This is a genomic window from Pedobacter sp. AK013 (assembly GCF_014205835.1).
Lineage (GTDB): Bacteria > Bacteroidota > Bacteroidia > Sphingobacteriales > Sphingobacteriaceae > Pedobacter.
Genome location: NZ_JACHCQ010000019.1, coordinates 83,488 through 102,623 on the forward strand (window position 1 = coordinate 83,488; position 19,136 = coordinate 102,623).

Annotated in this window: 11 protein-coding genes; 2 read left to right on the forward strand and 9 right to left on the reverse strand. The window is 38.0% G+C overall.

The annotated features are described in order from the left end of the window. Positions 1 to 15: 15 nt before the first annotated feature. The 7 genes from HDC90_RS13970 to HDC90_RS14000 all read right to left on the reverse strand — a co-directional run bounded on the left by HDC90_RS13970 (position 16) and on the right by HDC90_RS14000 (position 15,080). The gene (locus HDC90_RS13970; RefSeq protein WP_184467338.1) at positions 16 to 3,249 is read right to left on the reverse strand and encodes a SusC/RagA family TonB-linked outer membrane protein; all 3,234 of its coding nucleotides are present in this window, start codon (positions 3,247 to 3,249) and stop codon (positions 16 to 18) included. Between the two features lie 29 nt (positions 3,250 to 3,278). Then, positions 3,279 to 4,712, reverse strand: coding sequence for a fasciclin domain-containing protein (locus tag HDC90_RS13975; RefSeq protein ID WP_184467340.1), 1,434 nt, complete (start codon positions 4,710 to 4,712; stop codon positions 3,279 to 3,281). Positions 4,713 to 4,744: 32 nt separating this feature from the next. Continuing rightward, positions 4,745 to 6,559: a fasciclin domain-containing protein gene (locus tag HDC90_RS13980; RefSeq protein ID WP_184467342.1), complete on the reverse strand. Its 1,815-nt coding sequence runs from the start codon at positions 6,557 to 6,559 to the stop codon at positions 4,745 to 4,747. Positions 6,560 to 6,569: 10 nt separating this feature from the next. Next, a complete protein-coding gene (locus HDC90_RS13985) occupies positions 6,570 to 8,036 on the reverse strand; it encodes a RagB/SusD family nutrient uptake outer membrane protein (RefSeq protein WP_184467344.1) in 1,467 nt (488 codons plus the stop codon). 10 nt (positions 8,037 to 8,046) lie between these two features. Further along, positions 8,047 to 11,322 carry a SusC/RagA family TonB-linked outer membrane protein gene (locus tag HDC90_RS13990; protein ID WP_184467346.1) on the reverse strand — a complete coding sequence of 1,092 codons (3,276 nt, stop codon included), beginning with the start codon at positions 11,320 to 11,322 and terminating at the stop codon, positions 8,047 to 8,049. A 6-nt stretch (positions 11,323 to 11,328) separates the two neighbouring features. Continuing rightward, on the reverse strand, positions 11,329 to 13,518 hold the full coding sequence (locus tag HDC90_RS13995; protein ID WP_184467348.1) for a fasciclin domain-containing protein: 2,190 nt from the start codon (positions 13,516 to 13,518) through the stop codon (positions 11,329 to 11,331). Between the two features lie 521 nt (positions 13,519 to 14,039). Further along, positions 14,040 to 15,080 carry an adenylate/guanylate cyclase domain-containing protein gene (locus HDC90_RS14000; protein WP_221451854.1) on the reverse strand — a complete coding sequence of 347 codons (1,041 nt, stop codon included), beginning with the start codon at positions 15,078 to 15,080 and terminating at the stop codon, positions 14,040 to 14,042. 372 nt (positions 15,081 to 15,452) lie between these two features. On the opposite strand from HDC90_RS14000, the gene HDC90_RS14005 reads away from it, so the two are divergent. Both HDC90_RS14005 and HDC90_RS14010 read left to right on the forward strand, forming a co-directional pair. Continuing rightward, positions 15,453 to 16,061, forward strand: coding sequence for a GIN domain-containing protein (locus tag HDC90_RS14005; protein WP_184467350.1), 609 nt, complete (start codon positions 15,453 to 15,455; stop codon positions 16,059 to 16,061). A gap of 138 nt (positions 16,062 to 16,199) precedes the next feature. Continuing rightward, positions 16,200 to 16,811 (forward strand): hypothetical protein, encoded by a 612-nt coding sequence (locus HDC90_RS14010; protein ID WP_184467352.1) that lies wholly within the window; start codon positions 16,200 to 16,202, stop codon positions 16,809 to 16,811. 139 nt (positions 16,812 to 16,950) lie between these two features. Here HDC90_RS14010 and HDC90_RS14015 read toward each other — a convergent pair whose 3' ends face one another. Together HDC90_RS14015 and abc-f are read right to left on the reverse strand one after the other, a co-directional pair. Then, on the reverse strand, positions 16,951 to 17,271 hold the full coding sequence (locus HDC90_RS14015) for a hypothetical protein (RefSeq protein ID WP_184467354.1): 321 nt from the start codon (positions 17,269 to 17,271) through the stop codon (positions 16,951 to 16,953). A gap of 117 nt (positions 17,272 to 17,388) precedes the next feature. Beyond that, positions 17,389 to 19,023, reverse strand: coding sequence for a ribosomal protection-like ABC-F family protein (gene abc-f, locus HDC90_RS14020; RefSeq protein ID WP_184467356.1), 1,635 nt, complete (start codon positions 19,021 to 19,023; stop codon positions 17,389 to 17,391). Between the last annotated feature and the right edge of the window lie 113 nt (positions 19,024 to 19,136).

A 19,136-nucleotide genomic window follows, 5' to 3' on the forward strand; every position in this document is an offset into this window, starting at 1 on the left:
GTATATCTTTCTTAATTATAATCCAACTCTAACACCCAGTTGAAACGACCTGAACTGTGGCTCAAGTGTGGTATCTACCCCCTGGCTAAATAAACTACCAGAGTTACTAAATTCTGGATCATAGCCTAAATAATTGGTTACAGTAAACAGGTTATTAGCCGTAGCATAAATTTTTGCGTACTTAATGGCTTTAAGCTTTAAGGGTACATTATAGGTTACGTTAACGGTTCTTAGACGTAAATAAGAACCATCCTCTATCCAGCGGTCAGAAAAACGGGCATTGCCTACCGGATCACCATAAGTAGCTTTTGGCACCGACGTCACTTGTCCATCACCTTTCCATCTATTACTAATATTTGGTGTTTGGTTGTAATAAGTACTTCCAGATTCTAGCTGTGCCCTGGTATAATTATAAATGTCGTTACCGCTAACAAAAGTGATTAAAGCATCTAAGCTCCAGTTTTTGTAAGTGAAGGTATTATTTAGGCTTCCAAATAAATTAGGATTGGGATTGCCAATAACGGTGCGGTCGGCATCATCGATGATTTTATCGCCATTATTATCAATAAATCTAACATCACCTCCTGTAAATGGTACCAGTGCCCCAGAACTGTTGCGGCTAGATAATCCTGAGGCTACGGCCTCTGCATTGGTAGCAAAAACACCATTGGTTTTATAACCGTAAAACTGATTGGCCGACTGACCAACCTGACTGATATAGGCACCACCTGCATAACTGGTTATCACCGAATTTCCATCAGGTAAACTGGTAATTTTATTGGTTGATGTACCAATGGTTAAACCTGCATCCCATTTTAATTTTTTGTTTAGAATCCGGCCATTTAAGGCTAAATCTAAACCATTTGTCTGCATGCCACCATTATTATTGATAAAAGAAGCTGTACCTGTAACTACACTCAGCAATTGATAGCTTAACATATTTTTAGTGCTGTTTCTCCAGTAATCTAAACTGATGCTTAAACGCTCGTTAAAAAAGGAACCATCAATACCGGTATTAAACTTGCGTACGGTTTCCCATTGTAGATTAGGGTTAGCAAAATTGCCTGTTACTATGCCCCTAATACCGAGTACGTTTTGAGAGGTGTAATATTTTCTTGCTGTATAATTCCCTACATCATCATTTCCAACCAAACCATAGCTCATTCTTAATTTCAGAAGGTCAACGCGGTGTAAATTCCGCATAAATTTCTCTGAAGAGATTATCCAGGCTGCACCAACTGCAGGTAAAACGGCATAACGGCTTCCATTAATCCTTAAACCATCATCAAAGTTTAAGAAACCCTGACCGGCTTTTGTACCAAAGCGCGAAGAACCATCAATAGCCATTGAGAAGTTAGCGAGGTACTTATCGGCGTAACTATAATTGGCAGACAGGTAATTGTTTAGGGTACGCCATTTCCCTATATCGCCACCAAATGTTCTAAAAGCCGCATTACTGTTCCCAATACTGATCAACTCATCTGTTGCAGAGTTAAAACCCAAAGCATAGTCCTGCTCGCTTTCGCTCTGCGAATAACGTGTACCTACAATTGCATGCAGTTTGTTGTATAAACCAAAAGATTGATCGTAAGTTAAGCGCAGATCGTTAAACACATTAAAAAATCTTCCTACCTGCGTACCTAAACGGCTATCGCCTACATAATTAGAAAGCGTATCATTGGTTACTCCTTTTCTCGGAATAAAAAGTGTTTCTTGTGTTTTATCGTAAGTTACACCGCTTAAGTTAGATAGTTTAAAGTTTTTATTGAAAGTAAAATCGAAGTTGATGTTACCGTAAAACCGATAAGCCTTTTTCAAATTTTGCCCCTTCTCTATTAAAGCCCTTGGATTACTCACCTGTAAGGTATCATAATCGGCTAAATTTGGCGAAACGGCCCCTGCCGAATTTATTTCATTCCTGGCCATAAAAGGCGATTTAACCAAAGCTAAAAACAGCGGATTGGTTACCGGTGCAACTCCTTGGTCTTTTAAACGCTGCTCGGTGTAGGTAAACGATAAACTGGTGCTTCCCTGTAGTTTTTTGGTCAGATTTAAATCGCTGTTAAAGCGTGTGCTGTATTTTAAATTATCAGTACTATCAATTACGCCCCTATCTCTGGCATAAGCAGCAGAAAGTGCATATTTGGCAATGTTATCACCTCCGGTAACCTTTAAAAAATAGTTCTGATCGAAACTGCTTTTTAATACCTCTTTCTGCCAATTGGTTTCGTTATGGTATTTGAAATAATCGGGATTAGTTGAATTATCGTTCATATAAGGTTTTGCAGCAATAGCGCTATTGCTTAATCCCTGACTTTTTAAGATATCAGAAAGATATAACCTGTAATCTGAAGCCAACATTACCGGTAAGTTTTTAGGCTTAAAATTGAAACCTGCATAACCAGAAAAATCGATATTGGTGGCCAGATCGTGCGCACGGTTGGTGGTAATTAATACCACTCCGTTTGCCGCTTTTACGCCGTAAGTTGCTGCCGAAGCTGCATCTTTAATGATACTGATATTTTCAATATCTCTAACATCGATAAATTGAAGTGGATTGTTAACATGACCTTTAATGAGCGAAGTACCATAATTATTGGCATCGAAAATCATTCCATCAACCACATATAAAGGTTGTTTTGTAGCATACAAAGAGTTAAATCCCCTGATAAGCACATCAGCCCCTATTCCGGGTGTTCCGGAGCGCCTGGTAACTTTAACCCCTGCAGCCCTGCCTTGTATGTAACTCATTACGCTTTCGGAGTTGTTTGCCCAGTTGCCCTGTAAACCAACATTACTAATGGCAGGTATTGCCCGTGCCTGGGAAATATTACCTGTTGGAGTAACCACCTCGTTATAAACCGAGGTAAATGATAAGGGGTAAAGTTTGGTTCTGATTTCTTTGTCTTTATAAACGGGCAGCACCTTAGTTTGGAAACCATTACCAGAAATAATAATGCTGGCCTTGTAATCGGGTACCACCACAGTAAACCTTCCCTTTTCGTCGGTAATGGCGGCGTTAAATCCTGTAACTGTAATGTTAATGCCCACTAAAGGCTTATTGGTATTCCCATCGAGCACAACTCCCTTTATCTTTTCGCCCTTAACTGCACGGGCTTTTACTTTTATGGTAGTGGTATCTGTTTCGGTTTTCATCGAATCTACTTCCTGTGCCTGTGCCGCTAAGCCAAACACCAGTAAGCAAAGTATTGTGCCCCAAACTTTTTTTATCGTTGTAAAATTATACATAGTATTTTTTTTGAAAGCAAGATTCATAATTAAGGTAAAACTGGTTCGAAGCGGAGATAATCCAATATGAGTGTGCTTACATTTACACTCGTACTGTTTGCAGCGGTTAACCTCACCAGAAAATTGCCAAAGTCTGTTGGTGTATATTCGCCCAGGTAGACTTCGTTATAGGTTAAGGGATTTACCAAATGGGTATAAAACAAAGTATAACTTGCTGTAGTAGGATTAAAAAAGAAGTAACGCTGCGTAAATGCCGCCACCTGTGGATCGCCGGGTAAACCAGAAATGGCCCTTGCATACACTTTGTATTTTACCACGGGTAAATTGGCTTTGATATAGAACACACCAAATTCAGCATACTTATGGTCGTAAACTTCAATATCGTTAAAGGTTTTTCCTAAATTATCAAGTTTGGTACGGTATAAAATTGTTCGTGCAGCACTAAAGGATTGTGGTTTTTCGCCCTCAATTTTAAATTCTGGTACTTTATCTTTTAAACGGAAAGGTAACGCATTTACCACATGTACCATCCCATTACTGGCCCGGTAAGAACGGATAATATTGGCCTTATTGATCGGTACTTTCACCCCTTTTAAAGAAATGAGGGTATCTGGCAACTTTTCAACCGGATAAACTCCTTTTACGGTTAAATCTTTAACCAGAAAGAAGGAAGCATTTAAATTCGGGTTTATACTTGGGTAATAGGTTGAAAGTTTTGACGATTCTGCTGTAAAAGCGGCATCTTGCAATATAAAATAAGTGTATTGCTGACTTTCGTCTCTCAGATCGGCTACATTTACCCAATAAGTATTTCTGGATACCATGGGTGGGTTAGGTGCAAAAATGGGATTACCTAAATTGTTATAACCAATAATAGTGGCGTTTGCAGTATCGATAACGGTAATCGATAGATTATTAATGTAGTTCTTTTGCAACGCGCCATCCGTGCTGGAGAGCATATAATCCCAAATATTCTGTTTGGTTGGAACTGCCTGATCTACGGTATACAATACCCCATTTTTCACAAACTGGCCAGCGTCGGTTACACTACCTTCTTCAAATTTAGTGCTGGTAAAAACACCAAACTTATTATTAAGCAATTTTAACCTGGTGGTATCGCCTATTTTGTTTAAGGGATAAGTAGATAATGCAATGTGGTTGGCAACAAAATCTTTCAATTTTGCGGGATCAGAAACAATTGCAGCATCTAAATTGGCTAAAGCCTGATTGGTTGGGGCCCAAACCGTATAATTTTGCGCACCTGCAAGCACCTTATCATAACCGGTTGTTTTAACATAACCGTTAAAAATGCTTACGTTGGCCTGAGCATCAAGCTTTTGCGCAAGATCTAAGCTGTTATCTACATTGGTAAGCTCGTTATGCAGTTCCAGGTTATCTTTACAGGAATATAAAACTGTGCAGATACTGAGCAGGGCAACATATATTATATATTTTCTAGTCATTATTTATATTATTAGTTCTATGGCTCAATTGATTATGGACGTTTATAAATAAGGCCCGAAGGGCTAAATCTTGGATAGTTCTGATCATCATCAACAGGAATAAAGTGAATCATATCCATATTCATAACCCCGGTTCCATTACCACGAAGTGTAGTAAACCTAACCCAATGTTTATCTGTTGTTTTAATATCTACTACACCGGCCAATTTACCAACCATAACCGACCATAAATTATTCTGTGAAATGGGCTGTAAACCATTTACACCGTTACTTACTTCGGCAGTTGTAGCCATATAGCGTTTAAAACCGTTGGTTAACATTAATCCATCTGCAGAGGCCAAAGCAGCATTGGCGGTAGGTACACCCGAACTGACCAATGTTTGGGCGAAATCGACTAAGTTTGGCAATAATTGTTCTTGTGTTGTTCCTACATCTACCCCAACTTGCGTAAGTGGTCCGGAGCCATTATAGGTATAACAGATCCAAACTTTGTATTTACCTTTTACCAGCATAGGTGTTCTGATTTCCATCCAGATAGAACGTGCTGTATTGCTGGTAGTTGGGTTAAATTGAATGACATCCCTATTGGCATAACTCCTACCGTCAGATGCACCGATTGGCGTTGACGACACGGCATAAACAGGACCAATGGTGTTTGATCTGTAGGCATCGAGCCTGATGCCTGCAGTAATTAACTTTCCATTTTGTAAAAGCGGAATGCTTTGCCCAGGTACCCGCCAGGCAGCCAATAATTTTAATTCCGGCTGATCGCCAATATCGAAGAAAACACCTGTAGGTACCCTTGGTTTAATTTTATAAAAACCTTTAGATTCGTGTAATACCCCATTTGAAGTGGTAACATTGCTAAAAGTCCTGTTTACTTCTACACCTGGTTCTATCACTCCATTAAACTCATCATCATTTAATAAAATCTTCGTTCCCACTAATTTAGTGGTTATAATTTCGCTTGGCACCAATGTTGCCAATGAAGGCGAAGAAACAATATCAGGTGTATAACTTGCTCCGGTTGAAATATGGTAAGCTACATACATCCACAAACTATCGGTATGGTTTTTCGGATTGCCTGTTTTTGAAAGTTTAGCTTTTAGAGCAGCATAATTGTTAAAACCTGCAGCCTGTAATGCCGAATCGGATTCGAGAATTACCGTCTGAAAACGACGTGTAGTATCAGGAATTGCAGATTGTACATAGTTTAACGAGTCGTAAAAACCGGTTTCTTTTAAGGCCTGGGTAAATATGCCATACCTGTTATTGCCTTCGATGGTGGAAGCCAACGTTTTAGTTGAAGGGATTAATACATGATCGATAACGTGGATAATTCCATTCCCAACCCTAACATTCGACTGGGTAATGAGAGCTTGTTTGTTGATGATAAAACTACTTACACCATCTTTAAAGGTAACACCTGTTTGCAGATACTGACCATAAAGGGTAATCTGTGTTAACTTGCCATCGGTAAATTTTCCCGTAGCAACGGTATCAGGCAAAACATGAAAACGAACAACGTCTTTCAGTTCTGCAGCTGATAATTGGTCGACTGCTGTTTTATTTAAACTTTTCAACCAATCGTTAACTGCATTATTATCTGGAGTAAATATGGTATACTTACCATAAGCAGCCAAATAACCTTTTGTACCCGATCTTTCTAAGATTTGGGTAAACAAAGAAAACTTATCGGGATTTTTCTCCAAAAATCCGGTAATATTTACATCATCGGTGGTATTTAATGTTAAACTTTCTCTTTTACAGGCATTAATTGCGAAGATTGTAAATGCACTGAGTATAACCAAATAGGTAATGTTGCGGATGTCTAATTTCATTTTCATATCACTTATGCTATTTAGTATAAAATGGATTTTGTACCAGATTAGGATCTGTAAACAACTCACTTTGATAAATCGGCAAGTAATGGCTATTGGGATCTCTAAATTTTGTAATGGCTGATTGTTGAAGTGTAGGTGATACTGTTTTGGCAGCAAGATCTAACAAAATATCAATGCGGCTATAGTTATTACGTTTGGCATGCCGTAAAAGATCGAACCATCTTTTGCCCTCAAAAGCAAATTCTCTGGCACGTTCCGCTAAAATATAATCGCACAAAGCTTCAGTTTCTGAAGGATCTACCGTTGCCTTTGTAGCGTTTACAGCGTTACGTCTTAACCGCAATTCATCAACCAAGGCCAAGGCTTCTGCACCGCCACCGGTTAAGGCCAAAGCTTCGGCTTTCATCATCATGATATCGGAATAACGGTATGCCTGCCATTTTACATAAGAAGGGTTTTCTGTGCCGTATTTTTGAATGGTAAAAGCCGAATTATAATAAGAGCCCGGTCTGATATCATAATTATTATCCGGATCAACATCATCAGGAATAAAGATTTCGGTGCTTAAAAACGGAGAGCCGATAAAACGCCGTCTGGTATTTACCAATAAATTATAAAACGGGTTTTCTATCGATTGGTCAAATTCAAATATGGTTTCTATGGATGAACCTTTAAAAAACACATTATTGTACCAGCCAGAACCTGCACCAACCAGGGCAAACCTTTGCGAACTGATTATTTTATTACACTCGGCAATACAGTTCGGATAATCTTCCATCCACAGGTACACATCAGCTAACAAAGCATTTACGGTAAATTTAGTTACCCTAGCCTTATCAAACCTGGTGCTACCATAAGTGGTAACCGCTCCCTGTTCTGCTTTTTTTAAGTCGGCTACAATCTGTTTTAAAATATCGGCCTGTTTAGTTTTTGGCAGATCCTGTAAATCGGTATCTTTTACGGTGGCAGTTAATTTTAACGGAACATCTCTAAAAGTACGCAACAGGTAAAAATACATAAGGCTTCTTAATGTAAGTGCCTCTGCCACGTAACCATTCAATGCCGCATCGGTAAAAGTAGGATCGGTAGCTTTAACGCCAGGTGCAAAATCGAGTACTGTATTACAATAGTTAATGGTACGGTAAAATGCTGCCCATTTTGCCGTTGTATTATCCTGGGTAATATTTACATTGATAATATCTGTTTCTTCTGTTGTAATACTAGGGCCAGCTGCTATCATATCTGCCCTAAGCTCACCATACATAAACATGTATTCCAATAAAGATTTATCGGAAATACCCGGAGGAGGAGCCAGTAAAGAAGTATAACAACCAGAAACTGCGGCTAAAACATCTTCTTTCGTTTTCCAGAATTCCTGCCTGGTAATCCCATCTCTAGGTTGAAGATCGAGCCATTTGTTGCAAGCGCTGCTCATCACCAACATCATCAATAAACAAGTGCTATATAAAATATTTTTCATCAGTTTTGAATTAAAAATTAGCAGTTAAACCGAAAGTGATTGTCTTAATTGGCGGCGTGGTAGAATTATCTATCACCGTGTTAGACCCATTTAACTTAATGGGCACCTCAGGGTCCTGACCAGTATATTTGGTAAATGTTAAAATATTCTGAACGGTAAGGTTGGTAGTAAGCGATTTCATCCCTAACCGTTTCATAAAGGTTTTGGCAAAATCGTACCTTAACACCACAGAGCTCAATCTTAAAAACGAACCATCTTCAATGTAGCGGTCAGAACCTAAAAAGTTATACCCCGCACCGTACATGGCTCTGGGCATATCGGTAACATCTCCTTCTTTTTTCCATCGGCGCAATACCGCTGTACTTTGGTTATTAAAACCGTACATATTGGTGGTGTTAATTTTAGTACCATTAATAATATCATAACCAGTACGGAAAGTGAAGTTAAAGCCTAAACGAAGGTTTCCGTTGATGGTGAGGTTAGATCCAAATCCCCCGGTTAATTTTGGATTACCATTACCCAGGTATACAATATCTTTATAATCGATGTTCCCATCATGGTTAATGTCTTCATACATGGCATCGCCTGGTTGAAAAACATAATCGATAGATGGATAAGCAAAACGCATATAAATTTTATCGCCGTTCGGCCCAACGATCTGATTTCCATTCTCATCCAATGCAACTGTTGAGTTTTTATCAGGATATACACCTTTAAACTTGAAACCGTAAAACGAGCCGAAAGGATTATTTTCCTGTACAAATACTTTGTAAACGTTGTTGCTGGTTACCTTAGCCTTGTTTTCTCTTGGGTATAAAGGCGAAACCTCACGAATTACATTTTCGTTATGTGCAAGATTGAAAGAGAGATCTAATCTTATTTTTTTCTTTTTGATAACAGTAGCATTCAGGTTTACTTCCCAACCCTGGTTATCCATAGTACCCACATTCATATCAACGCCGCCATAGCCATTATAACTCGCTACCTGTAAACCTGGATAAAACAGATCGGTAGTACGTTTACGGTATAAATCGAAGTCGATATTTAAGTTTTTAAATAGGTTTAAGGTAATACCAAGATTGGATTGGGTAACGGTTTCCCATCTTAAATCGGTTAATTCCATATTGGTAGAGTACACGCCAGCATTATCCAGGTAGCTGAAACCGTAATTCTGATAAATATTGAAGTAAGAATAATCATTACGCGGAACGTTACCACTTTTACCGTAACTGGCTCTTAAACTAAAATCGTCTACATATTTATTTGCCTTTTTCATAAAAGGTTCGCCAGATATGCGCCAACGGCCAGAAACCGAAGGAAAAATGCCATAACGGTTAGCAGCACCGAACCTGGAGTTACCATCACCCCTGATACTACCATTAATAATATAACGGTCTAAAAATTTATATTGAACGTTAGCCAATAAACCAACCGACCTGGTTTGACCTAAAGACGAGGTTGCAGAACCTGTATAATTGGTCCGGCTATCAACAGATGGGTCGGATAAATACGATGATGCCGTATTTGTTGAAAACAGATATTGACCTGTGCGACGGCTATCTTCACTATCAAAGCGTAAAAAACCTATGATATCATGTTTATCGTTCAATTTCGGTGTATAGGCCAATGTCATACTGGTGTTCATGGTAAAAGAATCGCCATCAGCATCTGAGGCCGTATTAACCACCGATTCGGTATAAGGACGGCCCGTTGCAATTTGAGGAAGGAAGGTTTTTACCTTAGTATTATTAATATTTACCATAAAACTTCCGTTCAGGCGTAACACACTTGGCAAAATTTCGTATTGTAAACTAAATTTTGGTGTAATACGCTCGCCCAATTGATGGTTACTACCTGCCGATGCCATCGCCAAAGGGTTAAAAGTTCCGGTTACTCTTTTATTATCGAAATTATAGAAGAATGAACCTTGTGCTGTTGCAGCGGGGCTGAAAAAGTTTGAAGTTAAATTTCCATACTCATCGTATTCATAAATACTCTGGTTAGGCATTTTAGTATAGGCTACATCCCTTACATTCTGCGTAAAAAGCCCATTCTGATCGATATGCGTATAAGAAATATCAGAACTGAACCTGATTCTGTTCGACACCATATAATCTAAGTTAACCCTTGCCGAAACACGGTTTAAATCGGTGCCAATGGTAGTACCTGTTTGGTTAAAATAATTCACCGAAGCACGATACCTGGCTTTTTCGCCACCACCGGAAATAGACAGGTTATGATCTTGCAGATAACCTACCCTGGTAATGGCCGATAACCAATCGGTATTGTTGCTGTAGTTATAATAATTATAAGGATCATTCGGATCATATTGGAATTGCTTTGCAAATTCTGAAGTAGAAAACTGGCGGCCTGCATTATAATATTCTTCTAAAACGAGCGATGAATACTGGTTACCATCCAACATCGGGATGGGACTTGGCTGTTTAGAATACGAACCTTTGAAGTTGTAAGATATAGCCGGCGGACCAATTGAACCTCTTTTTGTGGTAATAATTAATACCCCGTTGGCTGCCCTCGATCCCCAAACAGCTGTCGCCGCAGCATCTTTAAGCACACTAATTTCTTTAATATCAGAAGGGGCAATATTTAATAACTGACCATAATTGTTCTCATCAGAGGTGGCAAAATTAAAATCAGAAGGAATGGTAATATCGTAAGGCATACCATCCAATACAATTAATGGATCGGTAGCACCATTGATAGAAGATGTACCGCGAATACGGATCTGCATTGGCGCACCAGGATCACCAGTACTAGCGGTAATATCAACCCCTGCCATACGGCCTTGCAGAGCCTGATCGATTGATGCCGACTGGAGATCTTCGAGTTCTTTAGCATCAATGGTAACCGTTGCCGAGGTCTGATCGCGTTTATCAATCGTCATTCCACTTCCGTTGTTCGTTTTTGCCCTCGAAACAATCTGAACCTCATCCATCTGGTTTTCTGAAGGTTCCAGTTGAAAATTAATAATAGCCTTATCGATATTAATTGGGGCTGAAGACCTGTAACCGATATAGGAGACCGATATTCTATAGGTCTTATCTGCTACCGGTAAAGTGTAATTTCCATCAATATCTGTCGAAACACCTTTAATTACCCTCTTATCTTTATCAACAATTACAACAGATGCACCAATAATAGGCTGTTTATCTTTTTTATCAATAACCTTACCTTTTACATAGTTAATTTGTTGTGCGTAGGTTAACGACGATACCAACAAACAGCATAGTAAAATAAAAAAACTATAATTATATCTTTTAGTCATCTCGGTTTAGAATTGATATTTTAAATAAGAATTGATTTGGTGGATCACCGTTCTGTTAGATAACACGTTGCTTCTATCGGTTGTACCCAGCAAAACATTTACAGAAGTATTGGTTACATCTCTTAGCGTGAGTGTGTTTGTGGTATTGGTAAATACAGTAACCTTTACTGCATCTCCCGAATCGTTTTTAAGTAAACTCTCAAAAGAACCTGTCTTCTGCCCATCGCTAACTACTGTATTCTTAATAATGTGGTATTGGATAAATTTCGACACCTTACTAATCTCTACAGGATCTGTTGGTACATAATTAGGCGTTCCATTGGCCAATTTTGGTAATAGTCCGGCAGTTACCGCAGCTTGTACTGCCGCATTTGTAGGGATAAACACGGTATAAGGAGTTCCATCAGTAACCCCCTGAATAGCGCCCGTAGCAGCTGTATAAAGGGTTACATTATTTTTAAGATATTGAAAGAAAGAATAATAAGGATCGGTGGTTAGCGTGCCATATTTCTCGATATGCTTGCTTACCGGAAGTACCGTATACATGAGTACTTTGGCTGCATAGGCATCAGCACCATTAACAGCGGTGGTAACAGAATCGATCTTAATGCTTTTATCGGCAACTGCCGATAAATCTTCGGTACCTGCTGAAGAGAAAAAACCGTTATTGTACTTAATGTATTCGCCACCCGAAGTTTCTAAGATACCAGATGATGTGGCAAAATTTGGCACAGCACGATCGCCCAGTGGGATAATATGCGTTTGCAACAATCTCCTTAAAATATTAAGGTCGCCCCTAACAGGCGCTGAAGGATAAAAGGGGTCGTATGAAAACCCTAAACTTACCAGTGTGGCATCGGGAATGGGAATAACAATGTATTTTAATGATGCCGTTTTAATTGGAATGGTATAGCCCAATACATCAAGCGCCTGTTTCATAATGTAATAGGTAGGATCTAAATTTACCTTACCATAAACAGTTGAAAATACATTGGCATTTTGAGCAGCATTTACACCATAAAACAATCCATTACTTAAAAATTGTTTATCCACCACATTGGCAGGCGTAAGTTTAGTGGCTTCGCCCAAAAAGCTGTTAACCGTATTAAACTTGCTTGGCCATACCGTAGTTCTATATAAATGGGAGTTGATAAAATCCCTGATGATATCTGACCTTAAAGAAAACAGTTCGTTCAGCTGCGCCTTATAGTTTCCGGGCTGTAACCTGTCTTTTGCATAATATTTTAGCAGCACCTTTGCATAAGCCTCAACGGCATTATCAGTTGGTGCAAAAATGGTGTACATCCCAATCTGTGCATCGTTGGCATCATCTTTTAGGTAATTCTCGTTGTTGGGCGAAAAACCAAGCAATGCGCTATAGTTTTTCGCATAAACGTTATCACTTTTACCTGTTAATACCTGGTAACGATGGGTAATATCAGTATTTAAATTATAGCTTACATATTTGTCTAATAGGGATTTGAAGGCGCCGTACTGTGTTTTAGTGCTGATATATTGATCGATGCTTTGAGGTGGGGTAAGTACCTTATCTACAATATGGATTACGCCGTTTTCGGCTACAATATCCTGCTCGATAATTTTTCCAGGACCAACATTTTTTCCGGTAAACTCGGTATTTGGGTAAAAATAATTATAATCCAAAGCACCGATGCCTGCAAAAGTGATGAAGGGTGTAAGGAAAAAGGGCAGGTTTTTATTATTAAAATCAGTTGGCAAATAAGTTCCGTTACGGTTACCCGCAATTACCTTTATCGCTTTACCATCATTGTCTACGCCATCATAAACAAAATCATAATAAACGGTGCGTCGCCTAAAACCAACATTTTTAACAAAACCTTTTGCCGTTAAATTATCGCTTAAACGTTCTACTTTCTCCCCATCATAGGTCATTGAATAGCGCACGATTGCCGAAGCCAGCGTAGCATTTATCTCGGTTAAGTTATTTTCAGACATGTAGGTGGTAAAAGCCGCATCTGTTGGTGCAAAAACCGTCCAGGAACCTGCCTTGCTTAGGGTTTCTTTATAGCCCGATTTATCGATACAATCTAAAAATCTGGTAAAGTTCCCTCTGGCCTGAAGTTGCTGATAAATGGGATCGGCTAATGTTTCAGGACGGCCATAGAACTCATCAAATTCTTTTTTCCGGCAAGCGCTGAGAATGAATATAATCGTCAAATTAACGATTAAAAATTTTTGTAAAATTTTACTCATAGCAATTTCATTGGATGAACGGCCATTAAAATACTGGGCAATAAAAAGCTATGGATCTAAATCAATTAGAAATTTAAAAAATGCGTAAACTGACTTAAAGGAGTGAGTAGATTTTTATTGCATAAAATCGTATTAACGTTCGTTAATTAAATAGTTGGTTAAAAAGTTATCTGGTTAGTAAATTATTTCTTAAATATATAAAGGTGGAATAAAATTCCCATCCTGTACTATCCTGTCTTCTTACTACAAAATATTATCATAAAAAGATAATATTCGCCTACAGTACACATAAATCGTTTTAATAGCACAAGAGTACCCTTTAAAAAAAAATAATCCCGGTATTTTTAATCAAAAAAAATATTAACAGTACAAGAAATAAGACAGAATATTAAGGTTATATTCATCAGTAAAAATCCTTTCCTTTGTTTAAAGTAGTCACCAAAAACAATATACTTTGGAGGAATTTCATTTAAAATATAAGTATATTAAACAGGCTTTACTGCTACCAGTTGCATTTCTTTTTCCTTTCCGCGGAGTTTAATTGCGCCTAACATTTGAGTGGTATAATGATCTGTTAACTGAAGCTCTTCAATCAGTGCTATTGATACCAGTATCTCTTGATTAAACTCCTTACACATATTCTGGATTCTTGAAGCAGTATTCAGTACATCACCAGAATAGATAATATCCCGTTTTATAATCCCAACTTCGCCTGCTATAATTTTCCCACAATGAATACCTGCTTTAAAAGCAGGTAGTAAACCATATTTTTCGCTGTATTTATCCTTCAAAAAAATTAGATGTGCTTTAATATCGAAAAAACAATTGATGCATTTATTGTTCCTTAACCCTTCATCGTAGCGCCACGCAATTACCACTTCGTCACCTACGTATTGGTATATTTCTCCTCTGTTTTCTAAAATAGGATTGGTAATATCTATAAATATATCTTTTAGCAATTCATGGTATTTTTTATCACCAAGACTTTCGGCAATTGCGGTTGATGAGTTTAAATCGAGAAACATAAAAATCCGTGATTCTTCTTTAGGGGTATTATACTTTCCCCTAATAATGTCCCAGAAAATCCCTTGTCCAAACTTACTGTTTATCTGTAGCAGCAACTGTGTAATGGAAACTACAATTGCCCATACCAATCCGTTTTTCAAAAATCTTTTCGAATCACCTAGTTCATAAAGACTCAGTATTTCGTTTACGATTAAAATAACACCTAAAAAAGATCCGGCCACAATTAAAAGTGTATAACCATAAGGCTTATCGTTGTATTTTACATTTACAAAGAATACGAGCAAGCTCCCCCCTAACAGTGCCCCAAAAAGACCAATAACTGCGTTTAGTACAATTGAGGAAATTAATGTATAGCCCGGTACCGGCCCTAAAGAATTTCGGGTATGCAGTACAAGATCCTCAAAAACAGCAATTACAACTCCGGTCATCATCCAGGAAAGAATAATAACCAGCAATTGTTGAAATTTCTGCTGTGTTTGGCGATTAATTTTTATCGACATCGTGATTTTTATTCAAAACAACTCACTTAATATACCCTAAATTTCATAAAAACAATAAATATAATCCTATATATACTGTGCTTAACAACTAAAATAGTAATTCCAGATAGGCTTATAAAGGATTTTCAGTAAAACCTCCTTTCATTCCGTTTCGCTACACATAAAACTGTTCGCTGACGCACATCAACTGTTCGGAAACGAACACACCATGAACATGAATAAGCAAAAACAACCCTTAGAAAGCGATTAAAGGGGCATTTGCTTTTTGGCACCAGCTTGGTTAACCACGAAACTGAATCATATTGGTGCAAACTAATTCGCATAAACACACCACCATGAGCATAACAAATTTAACATTTAATTAAAAACACAATGAAAACCTCAATTAAAACACTAATCACCATCCTATCTGCCGTAATAACCTTAACGGCTATGCTTCCAAACAACTTAAGGGCTACAGAAAAAAACACAACGATCCTTTACAAGATTCAAAACTTTAGAAAGATTGTAATAAAAGGTAATGTAGAAGTGACGTTGGTGCAGCAACCCACCATCGGAATATCTTATGCAGATGATAACATTGGAAATGTGAAAGTTTTTCAACAGGGCGAGGTATTACGTATTACCAACCTCAATAATGAAAAGTGTAAACTTGTTGTTTATGTAAATGATATCTATCGCATTGAGGCTGATCAAAATGCAGTAGTGAAAACAGAAGTTAAACTCAGCACCAAATTTCTCCAGATCATTCTTAAGGGAAATGCCTTTGCCGACATCGACACCAGTAGTGAGGGCTTATACACCGAAATTCTCGACAATAGTACATTAAAACTCAAAGGGAATACCAATCGCCATACATTGGTTATGGGCATAGCAACAAATTTAACTATTGATCGTTTTGTTGCTGCCCAGACAGACGTTAAGCGGGTAGAAACCATAGCAGAAGAAATTGCCGCCCTTGTTCCATCCTCAGTTCAATAAATGATTAGCGGTTTTTAAAGTAAATCATCAAGACCAATAATTTTGTTTATCACACAAAACAACCAATGAGAACGGTTATTTTTCCTATTTTGCAGCCAAAACATAGTTTAGCGCTAGATTAAATAATCTCATTAAAAAATGAAACTCTCAGAAAACTTACAAAAACTATTGCCATATGGTTACCTGTTCCTGGTGGTGATGGGAATATTAAAAGAAAGCATTTTTTACTATCAGATTGGTATAAACATTTTAAAGTATACCACTATTATGGATGTATTGATTAGTCCGGTGGCTACACTAACATCTAATCGGGTGGTATTGATTGCTACAACAATTTTTATTCTCCTCTCCTTTGCTTACCCAAGTTACCTGGCAAAGCGTAGGAATAAAAAGTGGGCTCAAAATCTTTCTGGACTAAAAAACCCCGAAACACTTAGTGAAGCGGAAGTAGAAAGCCATTTTTCGAAACTTTTCATTATTGTTTTTGCCATTGGACTGCTATCCCTCTTTTTGGGAATCGGACTTGGAGAAGGGAAAAAATTATCAGAACACATTAGCAATAACGAACTCACGTACGACCGTAAGTTGAATTATTCGAATGGCGAATCTGAAGACATTTATTTGATTGGCACAAATAGTATTTATTATTTCTACCTATCCAAGGGGAACAGATCAATTAAAGTTGCACCAATTGGTGCCATAAAAAATTTAGAAATTCCACTAAAAGCTTCGATTAATGTTAAACAGTAACCTTATTTCTGAACAAAGTGCTCGGATATCTTAACTGAGAGTATGAATTGGAAAATTATTGGCCCCAAATGTGCCATTTGCTTAAAAATGACAAAAAAGGGGAAAGGTTTTAAAACGATTCTTTTCCCTTAGCCTTATACTACCCTTTCCAAAGCCCTGATTGTTTCAGTACCCTCACTTTTCCCGCCAACAATTCCAGTACTGACTGTGATGCCACTAAATTAAAACTCCAGATATCATCAGTAAGATAAATAAAATGGCCATCAAAACTGTAAATGTAGTCTCCTCCTTCTATTCCGATCAGCCAGTCTTCTTTTTTCAGATCAGGATAAGCCTGTAAAACCCTCATACAATATCCCCTAACCTCATTCTCATCCACAATATCATCCAAAAGAGGTAAAATACTATTTTCTTTACTCAAATTATATTTCTTTAGCATCTCATCAATTCGGTTTTCCATAAGGTTTATTATTACTTTAATGGGTTTTACTTTTTACGGTGCTGTAGCCCCTCTGCCTGAAAACAAAAAGCAGCTCTTTTCAGAACTGCTTTCAAATTTCAATATTAGAAACGCTATTTAACTTTGCTCAATTTCCTTCAGACTATTCATTTTTTTATAGGCTAGGAATCCTTTTATATCTTCAAAGTGTTCACGCACACGCTTATTACCAAATTCAAATACTTTTTGTACCAGTCCATCTAAGAAATCCCTGTCATGCGATACCAAAATCAAAGTACCATCAAAATCTTTTAATGCATCTTTAATAATGTCTTTGGTTTTCATATCCAAATGGTTGGTTGGCTCATCCAGGATCAATACATTTACAGGCTCTAACAACAATTTGATCATGGCCAAACGGGTTTTCTCGCCACCAGAAAGTACCTTTACCTTTTTTGTAGTATCATCACCACTGAACATGAAGGCACCTAAAAGGTCTTTGATTTTTATTGAGCCGTCGCTTAATGGAATTTGATCAATGGTTTCGAATACCGTTAGGTTTTCATCAAGCAATGCAGCCTGGTTTTGTGCAAAATAGCCAATTTTAGCATTATGTCCAACCTTTAAACTGCCTTCAAAATCAATCTCATCCATAATGGCTTTAATCATGGTCGATTTACCTTCGCCATTTTTACCAACGAAAGCCACTTTTTCTCCCCGTTCGATCACCATAGATGCTTTTTCAAAAACAACATGATCGCCATAAGTTTTGGTAAGCTCCTCTACCATTACCGGATACTGCCCCGAACGCGGTGATGGCGGAAACTTTAATCTTAATGCAGATGTATCCACTTCATCAATTTCGATTACTTCGAGTTTCTCGAGCATTTTTACGCGCGATTGCACCTGTAAAGTTTTAGAATATGTTCCTCTAAAGCGATCGATAAATTCCTGGTTATCGGCAATAAAACGTTGTTGTTCTTCGTAAGCCTTTAATTGGTGTATACGGCGCTCGGCACGCAGTTGAAGATAATGGGTATACTTGGCTTTATAATCGTATATCCTGCCCATGGTTACCTCGATGGTACGATTAGTAATATTATCTACAAATGTACGATCGTGAGAAATGACCATTACGGCCTTTGCCGAATTGATCAGGAAATCTTCCAACCATTGAATACTTTCGATATCCATGTGGTTGGTAGGCTCATCCAGCAAGATGAGATCCGGTTTCTTTAATAAAATCTTGGCCAACTCAATACGCATACGCCACCCGCCCGAAAACTCAGACGTCTGGCGGGTAAAGTCTTTGCGCTCGAAACCCAAACCTTTTAATACTTTCTCTACTTCAGCATCATAATTGGTTTCTTCAATAGAATAAAATTTCTCGCTTAGTTCCGATACGCGCTCAATAAGCTTCATATAATCGTCGCTTTCGTAATCGGTACGGATAGTAAGCTGCTCATTCAGCTCATCAAGCTCTTTTTGCATCTGGTTTACTTCTGCAAAAGCTTTCATGGTTTCCTCAAAAACAGTAACATGATCTTGAGTGAGCAAATGTTGTGGCAAATAGGCAATCACTGCTTCTTTCGGGCCTGTTACGCTACCAGAAGTAGGTTTAGCTACATCAGCAATTATTTTTAATATGGTAGACTTGCCTGCACCATTTTTACCCATAAGAGCGATTTTATCGTTCTCGTTTATCGAAAAGGTTACATCGCTAAAAAGGGTAGTTCCACCGAATGAAACGGAGATATTATTTACATTAATCACAAAAAGGGAATATTAAATTAGCGGCAAAGATAAAGGAAAGCAGTTAAATTTTAGCTAGAATAAAGTACATAAAAAAGGTTATTATTTTATCCGCCCTTCAAACGTATTGAGCT

Bases quoted from the DNA above. Each gene is read 5' to 3' on its own strand.
- HDC90_RS13980 (WP_184467342.1), bottom strand. From the start codon at position 6,559: ATGAAAATGAAATTAGACATCCGCAACATTACCTATTTGGTTATACTC.
- HDC90_RS14005 (WP_184467350.1), top strand. From the start codon at position 15,453: ATGAAAACCTCAATTAAAACACTAATCACCATCCTATCTGCCGTAATA.
- HDC90_RS13990 (WP_184467346.1), bottom strand. From the start codon at position 11,322: ATGACTAAAAGATATAATTATAGTTTTTTTATTTTACTATGCTGTTTG.
- HDC90_RS13975 (WP_184467340.1), bottom strand. From the start codon at position 4,712: ATGACTAGAAAATATATAATATATGTTGCCCTGCTCAGTATCTGCACA.
- HDC90_RS14015 (WP_184467354.1), bottom strand. From the start codon at position 17,271: ATGGAAAACCGAATTGATGAGATGCTAAAGAAATATAATTTGAGTAAA.
- HDC90_RS13970 (WP_184467338.1), bottom strand. From the start codon at position 3,249: ATGTATAATTTTACAACGATAAAAAAAGTTTGGGGCACAATACTTTGC.
- HDC90_RS14010 (WP_184467352.1), top strand. From the start codon at position 16,200: ATGAAACTCTCAGAAAACTTACAAAAACTATTGCCATATGGTTACCTG.
- HDC90_RS14000 (WP_221451854.1), bottom strand. From the start codon at position 15,080: ATGTCGATAAAAATTAATCGCCAAACACAGCAGAAATTTCAACAATTG.
- HDC90_RS13985 (WP_184467344.1), bottom strand. From the start codon at position 8,036: ATGAAAAATATTTTATATAGCACTTGTTTATTGATGATGTTGGTGATG.